The sequence below is a fragment of the Pleomorphomonas sp. NRK KF1 genome, assembly GCF_023721755.1.
GTDB lineage: Bacteria > Pseudomonadota > Alphaproteobacteria > Rhizobiales > Pleomorphomonadaceae > Pleomorphomonas.
The window spans coordinates 221,750-237,665 of the sequence record NZ_JAMDLH010000001.1 but is presented as its reverse complement, the minus strand read 5'-3'; the positions used below and the strand labels follow the sequence as shown (position 1 = coordinate 237,665).

The following is a 15,916-nucleotide window of genomic DNA, read 5'->3' as shown; positions in this document are numbered from 1 at the left end:
CTTCGCGATGACGGCACCAGCCGCCTCGGAATCAGGAGAGCGCCTTGCAGCGGGTAACCATCACACTGGACGACGATCTCGTTGAGGAAATCGATGCCTTCATCGCCCGGCGCGGCTATCAGAATCGCTCGGAGGCGATCCGCGACCTGGCGCGCGCCGGCCTTGGCGAGTTGGCGACAACCGCCGATCCCGAGCGCGACTGCGTCGCCGCCGTCGTCTATACGTTCGATCATGAGAAGAGGGAGCTGGCGCGACGGCTGGCGGCGGTGCATCACCACCACCACGACATGTCGCTCGCCACGACCCACGTCCACCTCGACGAGGCCAACTGCCTGGAGGTGACGCTCCTCAGGGGACGGGCGGGCGAAATCAGCCATTTTGCCGAGCACCTCACCGCCGAACGCGGCGTTCGCTACGGTCGCCTGGTGGTCGTTCCGATCGAGGGAAAAAGCGAACGGCCTGCGACACACGGGCACACGCACGACGCGGTGGACTGAGCCGAGCGCGCGCCAACGCGACCCTAGCCTTTTACCGTATTGCGCAGGTATGATGTTTTTGTATTTTCATCATACCGAAACAAAGCGGGAAATCCAATGCGCACCTTTGCTGCCGCTGCCACGCTGATCGCCCTCGCAACCCCGGCGTTCGCCCATTTCCAGGAAATCCTCCCGTCCGAAGATGTTTTGCCCGATGGCGGCAAGATTACCGTCGATCTCGTCTTTACCCACCCGATGGAACGCGGCCCGACCATGGACATGGTCAAACCGACGCGCGTCGGCGTCGCCACGGAAAATGGTATCGAGGATCTTTCGGGAACCCTTGTCGAAACCCCGATCGACGGCAAGCAGGCTTGGCGCCTCGAGCGCGACATCGCCGCGCCGGGCGCCCAGGTGCTGTTCGTCGAACCCAAGCCCTACTGGGAGCCGGCCGAAAACAAGTACATCGTCCACTACGCCAAGGTGGTGGTTGACGGCTACGCCTCCGGCGAAGGCTGGGATCGTCTCGTCGACCTGCCAGTCGAGATCGCACCACTCGTCCGGCCGACCGGCCTCTGGACCGGCAACCTGTTCCGCGGTGTCGTCCTCAAGGACGGCCAGCCGGTTCCCGGAGCCGAAATCGAGGTCGAGTGGGTGAACGACGGCTCGGTGACGCCGCCCAACGAAGCGTTCATCACCCAGGTGATCAAGGCCGACGAAATGGGCGTCTTTTCCTATGCAATGCCGAAGGCGGGATGGTGGGGCTTCGCCGCGCTGATCGATGGTCCCGAAGCGCAATCCCCGGACGGCAAGCCGGCCGCTACCGAGCTCGGAGCGCTGATGTGGGTGAAAGCGACCGACATGGGTGGCCCAAATTGACGGCCGAACAGGAAGCCTGACATGGCGCACATTCCCGACGGCGTCCTGTCGTTGCCTGTCCTTGCCGTCGGCACCTTGGCCGGTGCGGGCGGCTTGTGGCTTGGCGTTCGCAAGCTCGGTGATCGCGACATCCCGCAGACCGCCCTACTCGCCGCGGTGTTCTTCATTGCCTCGTCGCTGGCCTTCCCGCTCGGCCCAACCTCCGTCCACCTGCTGCTCGGCGGCCTGATCGGCCTGATGCTCGGCTGGAAGGCGTTTCCCGCCATCTTCGTCGGCTTACTGCTTCAGGCACTGCTGTTCGGCTTCGGTGGGCTGACCGTGCTTGGAGTCGATCTCGTCAACATGGCACTACCGGGCGTGCTTCTTGCCATGGCGGTTCGCCCGTTCATCAAAGCCGGGGCCCCGGTCCGTTCGGCCAGTCTTGCCGGCCTTTCGGCCGCGCTGTCGGTCATCGTCACCGCCGGGCTGGTCGGCGTCGAGATTGCCCTCTCGGAGCCGGCGTTCGCGCCGGCCGTCAGCGTGATGGCCATGGCCTACCTGCCGCTGGCCATTATCGAAGCCTTGGTAACAGCCTTCGTGACGCTCTATCTTCTCAAGGTGAAACCGGAGATGATCGGAGCCTCCACATTCATTGGAACAGTCCCGTGATCCGCCGCTTCGCCGTCACTCTCGCCGCGCTCGTCTGTCTCGTCTTGCCAGCCGAGGCCCATCGCCTCAAGCTCTTCGCACAGGTGACCGGCGATACCGTCGCGGGGTATGGCTTCTATATCGGCGGCGGTCGCCCCGAAGGCGCTGAAATCCTGGTGACGAAGCCGGACGGCACGGAGATCGCCCGCCTCAAGACCGGCAAGGACGGCGACTTCACGTTCACGCCGCCAACGCCCGGCCGCTATCGGCTCACTCTGGCCGGCGGCGACGGTCACTTCGCCAGCACCGACGTCTCGACCGACGGAACGCCGGCAGCGCCCTCTCCCACCGCTGTAACGCCCTCGACTTCCGCCATTCCGGCCGATCTCGACGCACGCATCGCCAAAGCGGTCGATGCGGCGGTGGCGCGGCAGATCGGTCCGCTGATGGAGGCCTACGACGCCGCCGACGGCCGGGTTCGCTTCAACGATCTGATCGGCGGCCTTGGCTGGATCATGGGCCTTGCCGGCCTTTGGGCCTGGTTCCGCTCGCGCCGGAGCGGCCATGGCAGCTGATGCGATCGACGCGGCCGCTCGCATTTCTCCACTCGACCGGCTGGACACGCGAACACGCGTTGTCGCCGCCGTACTCCTCGTTCTGGCGCTCGTCAGCCTCAGATCTTGGGCGTTGCTCGGCGCGGCACTCATCGTTGGCCTGTTGTTGACCAAACTCGCCGGCATCTCGACGAGGCAAACGATCCGCCGCCTGATGCATGTCGAAGGCTTTCTTCTGATCCTGTTCGTCGCCTTGCCACTGCTGACCCGGCTTCCGCCGTTCGTCGAGATCGGGCCACTCAGCCTGTCGCTGCCCGGTCTTGAGCGGGCGGTAACGCTGGTCCTTCGCATCAGCTCGGCCGCTCTTGTCGTGTTGCCGCTGATTTCAGGCCTGACGCCCATTCGTCTGGGACATGCTCTCGGCCGCCTCGGCCTGCCGGCGCGTCTCGTCCAGGTGTTCCTGTTTGCCATCCGTTACATCGAGCTTCTGCGCGCCGAGGCGCGGCGCCTTCATGACGCCATGCGACTGCGCGGTTTCGTGCCGGGCACCAACCTCCACACCATGAGAAGCTACGGCCACTTCATCGGCCAGTTGCTGGTCCGGGCCGTCGAGCGCGCCGAGCGGGTGAACGAAGCGATGCGCTGCCGGGGCTTCGCAGGGCGGTTTCCGCTTGTTACGCTGGAGAGGTTCGGGATCGTCGACATCGGCGCTGCCGGGCTGGCCTGCCTTCTCGTTGGCGTGGCCCTGCTCATGGATCGCTTTTGATGACCGCACTTCTCGATCTCTCCGGCATCAGCGTCCGACGCAATGGTCGACTGGTACTCGACCGGGTCGATCTCCGTCTCGAAAGTGGGGAACGGCTTGCGCTGGCCGGCGCCAACGGGGCCGGCAAGACAACGCTCCTGCGCTCCATCGTCGGGCTGGAAACGCTTGAGAGCGGAGAAATCGTCGCCTTCGGTCGCCATCGGCGCGTCGAAGACGATTTTCGCGACCTGCGTCAGAGGGTCGGCTTCCTGTTTCAGGATTCGGACGATCAACTGTTCGCGCCGACCGTCATCGAAGATGTTGCTTTCGGGCCTCTCAACCTCGGCTTCACACCCTCCCAGGCGATCGAGCGGGCGATGACGGTGCTTGCCGACCTCGATCTCCTGTCGCTGGAAAAGCGCGTCACCCATCACCTGTCCGGCGGCGAGAAACGGCTGGTGGCGTTGGCCGGCGTGCTGGCCATGGATCCGGACGTGCTGCTGCTCGACGAGCCGACCAATGCGCTCGATGAGGCTCACCTCGAACGCCTCGCCGCCATCCTCGCCGACCTGCCGGTCGCCATGATCCTGGTATCGCACGACGCGCATTTCCTCGCGACACTATCGACGCGGGCGGTCCTGCTGGAAGACGGAAAGCTGAAACCGGCGGTGGCGCACCGGCATCAACACCGGCACGACCACGTGCACTTCCATCCGATCGACGAGGATTAATCCACGGGCTCGTCGACGAGCCCGGTCACCGGCGCCGTCGAGCCGCGCACGATCAGCCGACCGGAGAGCATCACCTTGCGGGCCGGCGCCTTCGGCGCCTTCAGCCGATCGAACAGCAGCGTCATCGCCATGCGTCCGATATCGCCGACCGGCTGCTCGATGACCGTAAGCCCCGGTCCCACCAGTTCCGACCAGGTTTCGTTGTCAAAACCGGCGATGGCAACGTCATCCGGCGTTCTGAGAACCAGCCGCCGCATTGCCTTGACGACACCCAGCAGCATCAGATTGCTCGATGCAATGACGCCATCCGGCCGGTCGGGGCGGGAGAACACCTTGAGGATTTCGCGCTCGGCGGCCTCGGCACTCGGCGCGACGAAAAAGGCTTCGGACGACAGGCCGAGCGAGGCTGTGGCCGCGAGATAGCCGAGGTGGCGGTCGATAGCGGTCGATGACGTGTTGCCGAACAGACCGACGATGCGACTGCGGCCGATGGCATGGAGATGATGCACCAGGGTAGCTGTCGCCTGATGATTGTCGAGAACGACGCTGTCGTGGCGACCGACCGGTCCGCCCCGGTCGACCAACACCACCGGAAAAGGCAGGTCTTCGTCGGCCAACCGCTCGAGGCTGCCGCGAGTCGGAGCCCAAATGAGGCCGGTGACACGCTCCTCCTCCATGAGACGCAGATACATCGTCTCGCGATCCGTGCTCTCGTCGGTGTTGCAGAGGATCACCCGCATGCCTGAGCGATAGGCCTCATCCTCGACCACACGGCTCAATGCCGTGAAGAACGGGCTGCGAATGTCGGCCACCATCAAGCCGATGGTCTGGGAATGCTGGGAGCGCAACCGACGGGCCGAGAGGTTCGGACGATAGCCGGTCGCCGCGATAGCTTTTTCCACCCGTTCGCGCAGTTCCGGACTAACCGGCCCATTGCTGAAGACGCGCGAGACGGTGGCTACCGAAACTCCGGCCCTTTGGGCCACGTCCTTGATACTAATTGCCATTTTTATAAGGTCCCACGACCTCGTCCGAACTTTCCGATGGCGTCCTCCCCGCCCTGAAAGCCATTGAAAAGGATTACATGAAGCTTGCTCAGGCGCACCAATTTGAAATCAGTAATTTTTCTGATAGGATTCCAAAACGGTTTAGCAAGCCTGGGGAAGACTGCGGCCGAACTCCCCGGAACTCGTCGATTTCACCTTTTCTATCAATGCCCTTTAGAAGAATTTTGGCCGGTCTGTAGTACCACTACGCACTGAGGACTTAATCGGTTCAAGACTTGACCACCGGGCTGAAAACGATCCCATATGCAGCGGGACAAAACAAAGCGGATCACCGAATGGTCCGCAACCGCCTCGCCCTCAGGGTCAGACGCCCAGCCGGCCAGCCGCCAGACAATGGCGAGCTCCGGCGGAACGACAAGAATGCCTTCGGGACGAATGCTTGGAAGACAGGAGAAGAACATGCCAATCAACAGCCCGGCAGATCTCGACGCGCTGGTTTCCCGCGTCAAGCGCGCCCAGCAGATCTATTCGACGTTCTCCCAGGAGCAGGTCGATCTGATCTTCCGTCAGGCAGCCTTCGCCGCCGCCGCCGCCCGTATCCCGCTCGCCATGCAGGCGGCCGAAGAGACCGGCATGGGCGTGGTGGAAGACAAGGTCATCAAGAACCATTTCGCTTCCGAGTACATCTACAACAAGTACAAGGACGAGAACACCTGCGGTGTGCTCGAGGAAGACGAGCTCGGTGGCACCATCACCATCGCCGAGCCGATCGGCCTCATCTGCGGCATCGTTCCGACCACCAACCCGACATCGACCGCCATCTTCAAGGCGCTGATCAGCCTGAAGACCCGCAACGGCATCGTCTTCTCCCCCCATCCGCGCGCCAAGAAGTCGACCTGCGCCGCCGCCAAGCTGGTGCTTGACGCCGCCGTCGCCGCCGGCGCCCCGGCCGACATCATCGGCTGGATCGACACCCCGTCGGTCGAACTCTCCAACGCCCTGATGCGTCACCCCGACGTCAACCTGATCCTGGCCACCGGTGGCCCGGCCATGGTCAAGGCGGCCTACTCCTCCGGCAAGCCCGCCATCGGCGTCGGCGCCGGCAATGCACCGGTGGTCATCGACGAGTTCGGCGACATCAAGCGCGCCGTTGCCTCGATCCTGATGTCCAAGACCTTCGACAACGGCATGATCTGCGCCTCCGAGCAGGCGGTGATCGCCGTCGACAGCGTCTACGACGCGGTGCGCGAGCGCTTCCAGAGCCACGGCGGCTACATCCTCTCCGGCAACGAGCTCGGCGCCGTGCGCAACGTCGTGTTCCCCGGCGGCCATCTCTCTCCCGACGTCGTGGGCCAGTCGGCGGTCAAGATCGCCGCGTCCGCCGGCATCGCCGTTCCCGCCGACACCAAGATCCTGATCGGCGAAGTCGAGAGCGTCGAGGAGAGCGAGCCCTTCGCCCACGAAAAGCTGTCGCCGACGCTGGCCCTCTATCGTCGTCCGGACTTCGAGGCCGCCGTCGACGCCGCCGCTGCGCTGGTCGCCCTTGGCGGCATCGGCCACACCTCGGTGCTCTACACCGACCAGGACGGCCACAAGGAGCGCGTCGCCGCTTTCGGCGACAAGATGAAGACGGCGCGCATCCTGATCAACTCGCCGTCCGCCCTCGGTGGCATCGGCGACCTCTACAACTTCAACCTGGCGCCGTCTCTGACGCTCGGTTGCGGCAGCTGGGGTGGTAACTCGATCTCCGACAACGTCGGCCCGAAGCACCTCATCAACCGCAAGACCGTTGCGAAGCGAGCCGAAAACATGCTCTGGCACAAGCTCCCCAAGTCCATCTACTTCCGCCGCGGCGCCATCGCCGAAGCGTTCAAGGACCTCGAGGGCAAGAAGCGCGCGCTGGTGGTGACCGACCGCTTCCTGTTCCTCAACGGCTATGCCGACGGCGTCATCGAACTGCTCAAGACCCACGGCATGGACGTCGAGACCTATTATGACGTCGAGGCCGATCCGACGCTCTCCGCCGTTCGCAAGGGCACCGAGCGCGCCATGTCCTTCAAGCCGGACGTCATCGTCGCCTTCGGCGGCGGCTCGGCCATGGACGCGGCCAAGATCATGTGGGTGATGTACGAGCACCCGGAAGTCCACTTCGAGGATCTCGCGCTGCGCTTCATGGACATCCGCAAGCGCATCTACAAGTTCCCGAAGCTGGGCATCAAGGCCGAACTGGTCGCCATCCCGACCACGTCCGGCACGGGCTCGGAAGTGACGCCGTTCGCCGTCGTCACCGACGACTCCACCGGCATGAAGTATCCGCTCGCCGACTACGAGCTGACGCCCAACATGGCGATCATCGACGCCAACTTCGTCATGAACATGCCGAAGTCGCTGACCGCCTTCGGTGGCATCGACGCCGTCACGCATGCTCTCGAAGCCTATGCCTCGGTGCTGGCCAACGAGTATTCCGACGGCCAGGCGCTGCAGGCGTTGAAGCTGCTCAAGGACTACCTGCCGGCCGCCTACAAGGAAGGCGCCAACGATCCGATCGCCCGCGAAAAGGTGCACAATGGCGCCACCATCGCCGGCATCGCCTTCGCCAACGCGTTCCTCGGCGTCTGCCACTCCATGGCCCACAAGCTCGGCGCGGCCTTCCACCTGCCGCACGGCCTGTCCAACGCGCTGCTCATCTGCAACGTGATCCGCTACAACGCCACCAACAACCCGACCAAGCAGACGGCCTTCTCGCAGTATGACCGTCCGAAGGCCCGGGCCCGTTACGGCGAGATCGCAACGCACCTCGGCCTGCATGCCGAGCGCACGCAGCAGCGCGTCGACAACCTGATCGCCTGGGTCGAAGACCTGAAGAAGCAGCTCGACATTCCCGCCTCCATCCAGGCAGCCGGCGTGCCCGAGGCCGACTTCCTCGCCAAGGTCGACAAGATCGCCGTCGAAGCGTTCGACGATCAGTGCACCGGCGCCAACCCGCGCTTCCCGCTGATCTCGGAGCTGAAGGCCATCCTGGTCGACAGCTACTATGGTCGGGCCTATGTCGAGCCGACCGAGCGGGCTGAAGCGGCTGCGGCCCAGCCCGTCGAGGCGGCCAAGCCCGCCAAGGGCCGGAAGGCGGCCGAATAAGGGGCTCAGGGACCTGACGACGGAGGCGGGACACCCCGCCTCCGTTTTGCTTTTGAAGGCTTTAAAACCTTCTGAAGTGACAACTGCAGGTTATCGGCGTACACAGCGGATATCCGGCTTTCCGGAACTATTTTTGCGAGCACCGGAAGTTTCTCAATGAAGAGATTGCGGGATCGCGAAATATAAACAGCCCATCTGGGAGATGAACATGGCAGTAAAGGTCGCCATCAACGGCTTTGGTCGTATCGGTCGTAACGTTCTGCGCGCGATCGTCGAGTCCGGTCGCAAGGACATCGAGGTTGTCGGCATCAACGACCTCGGCCCGGTCGAGACCAACGCCCACCTGATCCGCTTCGACAGCGTTCACGGCCGCTTCCCGCATGAAGTGACCACCGGCGCCGACTGGATCGACGTCGGCACCGGCAAGATCAAGGTCACCGCCATCAAGGACCCGACCACGCTGCCGTGGGGCGAGCTGGGCGTTGACGTCGCCATGGAATGCACGGGCATCTTCACGGCCAAGGACAAGGCCTCGATGCACCTGACCGCCGGCGCCAAGCGCGTCCTGGTCTCGGCCCCGGCCGACGGCGCCGACCTCACCGTCGTCTACGGCGTCAACCACGACAAGATCACCAAGGACCACATCGTCCTGTCGAACGCCTCGTGCACGACCAACTGCCTCAGCCCGGTCGCCAAGGTGCTCAACGACGTCATCGGCATCGACACCGGCTTCATGACGACGATCCACAGCTACACGGGCGATCAGCCGACGCTCGACACGCTGCACAAGGATCTCTACCGCGCCCGCGCCGCCGCCCTCTCCATGATCCCGACCTCCACCGGCGCCGCCAAGGCCGTCGGCCTGGTGCTGCCGGAGCTCAAGGGCAAGCTGGACGGCGTCGCCATCCGCGTGCCGACCCCGAACGTGTCGGTCGTCGACCTGGTCTTCAATGCCAAGCGCGCCACCTCGGTCGCCGAGATCAACGAGGCCATCAAGGCCGCCGCGACCTCCGGTCCGCTCAAGGGCGTCCTCGGCTTCACCGACCAGCCGAACGTCTCGTCCGACTTCAACCACGACCCGCATTCGTCGATCTTCCACCTCGACCAGACCAAGGTCATGAACGGCACCCTCGTCCGTATCCTCTCCTGGTACGACAACGAGTGGGGCTTCTCCAACCGCATGGCCGACACCGCCGTCGCCATCGCAAAGACCCTCTGAAAGATCGGCTGATTTCCAGCCACATGGACCCCGCCCGCAAAGGCGGGGTCTTTTTTTTGCCGCCGTCACGGTTCGCAAAGCAGAGTTGCGACAACACGACGGAAGCGGCGCTTCCCCTCGCCGCGCCCTTGCGTGTATACGAGGGCAACGCTGGCAAGGACTTTTCCTTAGGGCTAAACCCGAGGGATTCTCCGGCCGGACGATTCACGGTCGACAGACGTCAAGGAGCAGACATGAGCGCGCCGGCAACATCGCGAACGGACAGCAATCCCAAGATCCGCCGGCGCCAGACCAAGGTGGTCGCCACGCTTGGCCCCGCCTCCGGGACCATCGACGTGATCCGCGAGCTGGTCGCGGCCGGAGCCGACGTGTTCCGGCTCAACTTCAGCCACGGGACCCATGACGAGCATCGCGCCCGCTTCGACATGCTGCGTCAGGTCGAGGCCGAAACTGGTCGACCGATCGCTGTTATGGCCGACCTCCAGGGGCCGAAGCTGCGCATCTCCACCTTTGCCGACGGCCCGATCGAACTCGTCGAGGGCCAGACCTTTCGTCTCGACCTTTCCACCGAACCCGGCGACGCCAATCGCGTCGGCCTGCCGCATCCGGAAATCTTCGCCGCTCTCAAGCCCAATACCGACGTGCTGCTAGATGACGGCCGCGTCCGCCTGCATGTGGTGAGCTGTGGCAGCGATCATGCCGTCACCACGGTGGTCAGCGGTCGGGCGCTGTCCAACCGCAAGGGCGTCAACGTGCCGGATGTGGTTCTGCCACTTTCCGCCCTGACGCCGAAGGATCGCAAAGATCTAACCTTTGCGCTGAAACTCGGGGTGGACTGGGTCGCCCTTTCGTTCGTTCAGCGGCCGGAAGACCTCATTGAGGCACGCGGGTTGATCGGCGATCGGGCGGCGTTGCTTGCCAAGATCGAGAAACCCCAGGCGATCGACAGCCTGAGTGCCATCATCGAACTCGCCGACGGTGTCATGGTGGCGCGTGGCGATCTCGGCGTCGAGATGCGCCCGGAGGACGTGCCGACGCTGCAGAAGCGCATCGTTCGCGAGGCGCGCCAGGCCGGCAAGCCGGTGATCGTTGCCACGCAGATGCTGGAATCGATGGTCACCAACCCTGCCCCGACCCGCGCCGAGGCCTCCGACGTCGCCACCGCCGTGTTCGATGGCGCCGACGCCGTGATGCTCTCCGCCGAAACCGCCGCCGGCGCCTATCCGGTCGCCGCCGTGTCGATCATGGACAGCATCGCCCAGCGCGTCGAGCACGATCCGCTCTATCGCCAGATCATCGAAGCGCAGCGTCTTCCCTTCGGGCCGGAAAGCTCTTCGGACGCTATCACGCACGCCGCCAAGCAGATCGCCGGCGCGTTGGCCGCAAAGGCGATCATCACCTTCACCGCCACCGGCTCGACCACACTGCGCGTCACGCGCGAGCGACCGGGCGTGCCCGTTCTCTGCGTCACGCCGGACCTCATCAAGACCCGCAAACTGATGCTCGCCTACGGCGTGCTTGTGATTCCGAGCCAGCAACACCGCCGGTTCCAGGACAAGGTCAACAGCGGCGTGGCCCTGGCCCGCGAGCTGGGCATCGCCAAGCTCGGCGATACCCTGGTGGTGACCGCGGGCGAAGGCGTCCCCGGCTCGACCAATCTGCTGCGTATCGTCACGGTCGGCGAAGCGTCCTTCTGATCGACCCAAGACCTTGTTCCGCCCGGTGCGATGCGGCTTGCAACAGCCGACGATCGCCGGGAAAAACGGCCTCACATCCCGCTGGCGTCACGCGCCGCTGGCGGGACGCACGATGTCATTGGCACAGAAGCCGCCGGGCCACCGCCGGCACGACGAAAGCTGCGTAATTCCCTCCTCTTTACATTTGCCCATCTGGCGGTATCGCTGGCGGCGAAAAAGTTGAACCGGAGACACCCCAAATGGCGAACACCGCGCCCGGACAGGCCAACACAATCCTCGGCCTCGATGCCTACGCGCCAGCCGAGATCCAGGACAAGGTCGAGAAGCTCGGCGTCAAGAAAGCGCGCATGCCGGCCCTGGCCAGCGCGGCTCTGGCGGTCGTCGCAGGCGGATCGATCGGACTTGGCGCGGTGTTCTTCGGAGTCGTGCTTGCGGATTCGACGCTCGGCTTTGCCGCCCAGCGCCTTCTCGGCGGCCTCGTCTTCACCCTGGGCCTGGCCTTGGTCATGATCGGCGGCGCGGAGCTGTTCACGGGCAACTGCCTGATCGTCATGGCCTGGGCCAACCGTCAGCTCGGCACCCTTGAGGTGCTTCGCAACTGGGCGATCATCTGGCTCGGCAACCTGGTCGGCGCGCTCGGCCTCGTCTTCCTGATCTACATGGCTCACACATCGGCACTGAACAACGACGGCTTCGGCGCCGGGCTCATCAAGCTGGCCGCCGGCAAGGTGGCGCCCGATGTGGTCACGATCTTCTTCAAGGGCGTGCTCTGCAACATACTGGTCTGCCTTGCCGTCTGGCTCAGCTACGCCGGCCGGTCGGTGACCGACAAGCTGTTCGGCATGGTCCTGCCGGTCACGGCCTTCATCGCCGCCGGATTCGAACACTGCGTCGCCAACATGTTCATCCTGCCTTACGCCTGGATCCTCGTTCAGACCGGCCACGCTCCCGAAGGCGTGGATGCGTCGGTGCTGACCCTCGGCGCGATCGCCCACAACATCATCCCTGCCACGCTCGGCAACATTGTCGGCGGCGCGGCCTTCGTGGGCGGCATCTACTGGCTGGTCTATCGCAAGGCACTGGGCGGCCTGACCCCGCTGCCGAAGGCAGAACCGCGCCGAGTGCAGGGCAGCCCTGCCCGAAACGGATAACCATTTGGAATTGTTCGACCGCGTGGCGCTGCATCGCATGCAACGCTGCTCCGCAGGCCTGCATGGCTCGGACACGACAACAGAATGAACAACGGAAGGCCCCATCGGGGCCTTCTCTTTTTAGTTGTCCACCTCCAGCCTGCGAAAGACGCTCTTGCAGCCACCCCGACTCTATTGCGGATCATTCTCAAGCCCTGAAATTTGGCTGATTTTCTTCATGTTTTCAAAAATCGCACTATTTGGCGATTTTCTAAAAGGTTTCAGTTTCCCAACCCAAGCCGCCCGCCTGCGGTGCGATCAACAGCCGCCGAAACTCGACTGCATCCAGAGCGTGTATGCAGTTCACGAAGGGCTGATCTTCAGGCAACGCGCGCCCGGTCTGGAAGCCCGGCAATAGCGCAGGATTACTTACTTAACCTTCGAACTCATATATTACATGAAGGGTGCGAAGCGCTTGCAAATCACCTTGATTTCGCAGGACTACGTAAGTGATTTATGTTATACGTTCTCGGACGCATAACTTTCCGGCCATCGAGCTGGTGATAAAACTGGAGAGAAAGCCATGAATGTCTATGCGCGCGAACCGTTCGACACGATCGACACGGAACTCTCCGCCCAGGACCCCTGGCGCGGCTTTCTTCCGGGCACCTGGACCCGCGAGATCGACGTCCGCAGCTTCATCATCGCCAACGTGACCCCCTTTGAGGGCGACGCCAGCTTCCTCGCCGGCATCACGCCCCGCACCGCCGACCTTTGGGAGAAGCTGAAGCTTCAGCTCAAGGCCGAGCGCGACAAGGGCGGCGTGCTGGACGTCGACGTTTCCACTCCTTCCTCCATCACCTCGCACAAGGCCGGCTATATCGCCGAGGATCTCGAGCAGATCGTCGGCCTTCAGACCGATGCACCGCTCAAGCGCGCCATCATGCCGTTCGGCGGCTACCGCATGGTCAAGAACGGGTTGGAGGCCTATGGCTTCAAGGCTGACGCTTCCCTCGACAAGGTGTTCCCCAAGCTCCGCAAGACCCACAACGACGCGGTCTTCGACGTCTACACCCCCGAAATGCTCGCCTGCCGCAAGTCCGGCGTTATCACCGGCCTGCCCGACGCCTATGGTCGTGGCCGCATCATCGGCGACTATCGCCGCGTCGCCCTCTACGGTGTCAACCGGCTGATCGAGGACAAGCAGACCCAGCTCAAGAGCTTCGAACTCGCCACCATCGACGAGGACGTGCTGCGCGCTCGCGAGGAGACTGCCGAGCAGATCAAGGCCCTCAAGGAGCTCGTCAAGCTCGGCGAGATCTATGGCTTCGATCTCACCCGCCCGGCCGTCAACGGCCGTGAAGCGGTGCAGTGGACCTATCTCGCCTATCTCGCCGCGGTGAAGGAAGCCAACGGCGCCGCCATGTCGCTCGGCCGCGTCTCCAGCTTCCTCGACATCTTCATCCAGCGCGACATCGCCGAAGGCGAACTCAACGAGGCCGAGGCGCAGGAGCTGTTCGACCACTTCGTCATGAAGCTCCGCATCGTCCGCTTCCTGAGGACGCCGGAGTACGACCAGCTGTTCTCCGGCGACCCGACCTGGGTCACCGAGTCGATCGGCGGCATGGCCATCGACGGCCGCCCGCTGGTGACCAAGTCGTCGTTCCGCATGCTGAACACGCTGAACACGCTGGGACCGGCCCCCGAGCCGAACCTGACCGTGCTTTGGTCCGAGCATCTGCCGAAGGGCTTCCGCGACTTCTGCGCCGAGACCTCCATCAGGACCTCGTCGATCCAGTACGAGAACGACGACCTGATGCGTCCCTACTGGGGCGACGACTACGGAATCGCCTGCTGCGTGTCCGCCATGCGCATCGGCAAGCAGATGCAGTTCTTCGGCGCCCGCGCCAACCTCGCCAAGACCCTGCTCTACGCGATCAACGGCGGTCGCGACGAGAAGAGCGGTGCGCAGGTCGGCCCCACCTTCGCTCCCGTCGTCGGCGAGTACCTCGACTACGAGGACGTCAAGGCCAAGCTCATTCCCATGATGGAGTGGCTCGCCCGCGTCTACGTCAACGCGCTGAACTCCATCCATTACATGCATGACAAGTACATGTACGAGCGGATCGAGATGGCGCTGCACGACCGCGACATCCTGAGGACCATGGCCTGCGGCATCGCCGGCCTGTCGGTCGCCGCCGACAGCCTCAGCGCGATCAAGTACGCCAAGGTCAAGATCATCCGCGACGAGCGCGGCCTTGCCACCGACTTCGAGATCGAGGGCGATTATCCCGCCTTCGGCAACAACGACGACCGTGTCGACGACATCGCCGTCTGGCTGACCGAGACGTTCATGGGCTGCATCCGCAAGCACAAGACCTATCGCAATGCCATGCCGACCCAGTCGATCCTGACGATCACCTCCAACGTCGTCTACGGCAAGAAGACGGGCAACACCCCCGATGGCCGCAAGGCCGGCCAGCCCTTCGCGCCGGGTGCCAACCCGATGCACGGGCGCGACAAGAACGGTGCCGTCGCCTCCATGGCTTCGGTCGCCAAGCTGCCCTATGCCCACGCGCAGGATGGCATCAGCTACACCTTCTCGATCGTGCCGTCCGCTTTGGGCTCCACCGAAGAGGATCGGGTGAACAACCTCGACAACCTGCTCAGCGGCTACTTCCTGCAGGGCGGCCATCACATCAACGTCAACGTGTTCGACCGCGAGACGCTGGTCGACGCCATGGAGCATCCCGAGCTCTATCCGCAGCTGACCATCCGCGTGTCGGGCTACGCGGTGAACTTCATCAAGCTGACGCGCGAGCAGCAGCTCGATGTCATCAGCCGGACCTTCCATGGCGCATCAAACTAACCTTCTCGACATCCGGGACGCCCATGGCGGCGCCCCGGTCCATGCCGACGGCGGGCATGCCCACCCTGCCCGCCGGCCGGTCGCCCACGGCTTCGTTCATTCGAAGGAAGCCGGTGGCGCCGTGGACGGCCCCGGCATCCGCTACGTGCTGTTCGTCTCCGGTTGCCCGCTCCGCTGCCTCTACTGCCATAACCCCGACACCTGGCATATGCGCAAGGGCAAGGAGACCTCGGTCCGCGAGATTGTTGCCGAGATGGCCAGCTATTCCAACTTCCTGAAGCGCGCCAAGGGGGGCATCACCATCACGGGCGGCGAGCCGCTCACGCAGGTTGAGTTCACCGCCGAAATCTTCCACGCCGCCAAGGCGATGGGCCTTCATACGGCGCTCGATACCTCCGGCTTCCTGGGCAAGCGCGTCACCGACGAGATGCTCGAGGACATCGATCTGGTGCTGCTCGACATCAAGGCTTTCACCGAGGAAACCTACTTCGAGGTGACCGGCGCCCAACTGCAGCCAACACTCGACTTTGCCCGCCGCCTGTCGGCCAAGGGCAAGAAGATCTGGCTGCGCTACGTGCTGGTTCCGGGCCTGACCGACAAGCTGGACGAGATCGAGGGGCTGGCAGCCTTCGCCGCCGAACTCGGCGTTGTCGAGCGTGTCGACGTGCTGCCCTTCCACAAGCTCGGCGAGTTCAAGTGGAAGGAATGCGGCCGCGAATACAAGCTGGCCGAGACCGAGCCGCCGTCTGGCGAACTGGTCGAAAAGGTCCGCTCGATCTTTCGTGACCACGGCCTGAAGGCCGGTTGAGACGATTGCAGCTCGTTCTGCTCAAAGACTTTGGGGGCG

The 15,916-nt window shown here is 63.9% G+C and carries 13 protein-coding genes; 12 read left to right on the top strand and 1 reads right to left on the bottom strand.

The annotated features are described in order from the left end of the window. Nucleotides 1-44: 44 nt before the first annotated feature. From nikR to M4J39_RS01015, 6 genes are all read left to right on the top strand, one after another. The gene (gene nikR / locus M4J39_RS01040) at nucleotides 45-497 is read left to right on the top strand and encodes a nickel-responsive transcriptional regulator NikR (protein ID WP_251725777.1); all 453 of its coding nucleotides are present in this window, start codon (nucleotides 45-47) and stop codon (nucleotides 495-497) included. A 96-nt stretch (nucleotides 498-593) separates the two neighbouring features. Further along, nucleotides 594-1,355 carry a DUF4198 domain-containing protein gene (locus tag M4J39_RS01035; protein WP_251725776.1) on the top strand — a complete coding sequence of 254 codons (762 nt, stop codon included), beginning with the start codon at nucleotides 594-596 and terminating at the stop codon, nucleotides 1,353-1,355. A 21-nt stretch (nucleotides 1,356-1,376) separates the two neighbouring features. Continuing rightward, nucleotides 1,377-2,003: a cobalt transporter CbiM gene (gene cbiM / locus M4J39_RS01030; protein ID WP_251725774.1), complete on the top strand. Its 627-nt coding sequence runs from the start codon at nucleotides 1,377-1,379 to the stop codon at nucleotides 2,001-2,003. Continuing rightward, nucleotides 2,000-2,557, top strand: a complete 558-nt coding sequence (locus M4J39_RS01025; RefSeq protein WP_251725773.1) for a carboxypeptidase-like regulatory domain-containing protein — start codon at nucleotides 2,000-2,002, stop codon at nucleotides 2,555-2,557. The genes cbiM and M4J39_RS01025 overlap by 4 nt, the downstream gene beginning before the upstream one ends. After that, on the top strand, nucleotides 2,547-3,302 hold the full coding sequence (gene cbiQ / locus M4J39_RS01020; protein WP_251725772.1) for a cobalt ECF transporter T component CbiQ: 756 nt from the start codon (nucleotides 2,547-2,549) through the stop codon (nucleotides 3,300-3,302). Before M4J39_RS01025 ends, cbiQ begins: the two co-directional genes overlap by 11 nt. Further along, on the top strand, nucleotides 3,302-4,012 hold the full coding sequence (locus tag M4J39_RS01015) for an energy-coupling factor ABC transporter ATP-binding protein (RefSeq protein WP_251725771.1): 711 nt from the start codon (nucleotides 3,302-3,304) through the stop codon (nucleotides 4,010-4,012). Before cbiQ ends, M4J39_RS01015 begins: the two co-directional genes overlap by 1 nt. Here M4J39_RS01015 and M4J39_RS01010 read toward each other — a convergent pair. Continuing rightward, nucleotides 4,009-5,019 carry a LacI family DNA-binding transcriptional regulator gene (locus M4J39_RS01010; protein ID WP_251725770.1) on the bottom strand — a complete coding sequence of 337 codons (1,011 nt, stop codon included), beginning with the start codon at nucleotides 5,017-5,019 and terminating at the stop codon, nucleotides 4,009-4,011. The two genes, M4J39_RS01015 and M4J39_RS01010, sit on opposite strands and share 4 nt — an antisense overlap. Before the next feature lie 459 nt (nucleotides 5,020-5,478). On the opposite strand from M4J39_RS01010, the gene adhE reads away from it, so the two are divergent. From adhE to pflA, 6 genes are all read left to right on the top strand, one after another. Then, the gene (gene adhE / locus M4J39_RS01005; RefSeq protein ID WP_251725769.1) at nucleotides 5,479-8,154 is read left to right on the top strand and encodes a bifunctional acetaldehyde-CoA/alcohol dehydrogenase; all 2,676 of its coding nucleotides are present in this window, start codon (nucleotides 5,479-5,481) and stop codon (nucleotides 8,152-8,154) included. Nucleotides 8,155-8,362: 208 nt separating this feature from the next. Beyond that, nucleotides 8,363-9,373: a type I glyceraldehyde-3-phosphate dehydrogenase gene (gene gap, locus M4J39_RS01000; RefSeq protein ID WP_251725768.1), complete on the top strand. Its 1,011-nt coding sequence runs from the start codon at nucleotides 8,363-8,365 to the stop codon at nucleotides 9,371-9,373. Nucleotides 9,374-9,606: 233 nt separating this feature from the next. Next, nucleotides 9,607-11,070: a pyruvate kinase gene (gene pyk / locus M4J39_RS00995; protein ID WP_254004737.1), complete on the top strand. Its 1,464-nt coding sequence runs from the start codon at nucleotides 9,607-9,609 to the stop codon at nucleotides 11,068-11,070. A gap of 239 nt (nucleotides 11,071-11,309) precedes the next feature. Then, nucleotides 11,310-12,221 (top strand): formate/nitrite transporter family protein, encoded by a 912-nt coding sequence (locus M4J39_RS00990; RefSeq protein WP_251725766.1) that lies wholly within the window; start codon nucleotides 11,310-11,312, stop codon nucleotides 12,219-12,221. Between the two features lie 562 nt (nucleotides 12,222-12,783). After that, the gene (pflB, locus tag M4J39_RS00985) at nucleotides 12,784-15,069 is read left to right on the top strand and encodes a formate C-acetyltransferase (RefSeq protein WP_251725764.1); all 2,286 of its coding nucleotides are present in this window, start codon (nucleotides 12,784-12,786) and stop codon (nucleotides 15,067-15,069) included. Then, a complete protein-coding gene (pflA, locus tag M4J39_RS00980) occupies nucleotides 15,053-15,877 on the top strand; it encodes a pyruvate formate-lyase-activating protein (protein ID WP_251725763.1) in 825 nt (274 codons plus the stop codon). Before pflB ends, pflA begins: the two co-directional genes overlap by 17 nt. The last annotated feature ends 39 nt before the right edge of the window (nucleotides 15,878-15,916 follow it).

Coding starts and splice junctions, on each gene's coding strand:
- adhE (WP_251725769.1), top strand. CDS start 5,479: ATGCCAATCAACAGCCCGGCAGATCTCGACGCGCTGGTTTCCCGCGTC.
- pflA (WP_251725763.1), top strand. CDS start 15,053: ATGGCGCATCAAACTAACCTTCTCGACATCCGGGACGCCCATGGCGGC.
- M4J39_RS01035 (WP_251725776.1), top strand. CDS start 594: ATGCGCACCTTTGCTGCCGCTGCCACGCTGATCGCCCTCGCAACCCCG.
- cbiQ (WP_251725772.1), top strand. CDS start 2,547: ATGGCAGCTGATGCGATCGACGCGGCCGCTCGCATTTCTCCACTCGAC.
- gap (WP_251725768.1), top strand. CDS start 8,363: ATGGCAGTAAAGGTCGCCATCAACGGCTTTGGTCGTATCGGTCGTAAC.
- M4J39_RS01015 (WP_251725771.1), top strand. CDS start 3,302: ATGACCGCACTTCTCGATCTCTCCGGCATCAGCGTCCGACGCAATGGT.
- M4J39_RS01010 (WP_251725770.1), bottom strand. CDS start 5,019: ATGGCAATTAGTATCAAGGACGTGGCCCAAAGGGCCGGAGTTTCGGTA.
- pflB (WP_251725764.1), top strand. CDS start 12,784: ATGAATGTCTATGCGCGCGAACCGTTCGACACGATCGACACGGAACTC.
- cbiM (WP_251725774.1), top strand. CDS start 1,377: ATGGCGCACATTCCCGACGGCGTCCTGTCGTTGCCTGTCCTTGCCGTC.
- M4J39_RS00990 (WP_251725766.1), top strand. CDS start 11,310: ATGGCGAACACCGCGCCCGGACAGGCCAACACAATCCTCGGCCTCGAT.
- pyk (WP_254004737.1), top strand. CDS start 9,607: ATGAGCGCGCCGGCAACATCGCGAACGGACAGCAATCCCAAGATCCGC.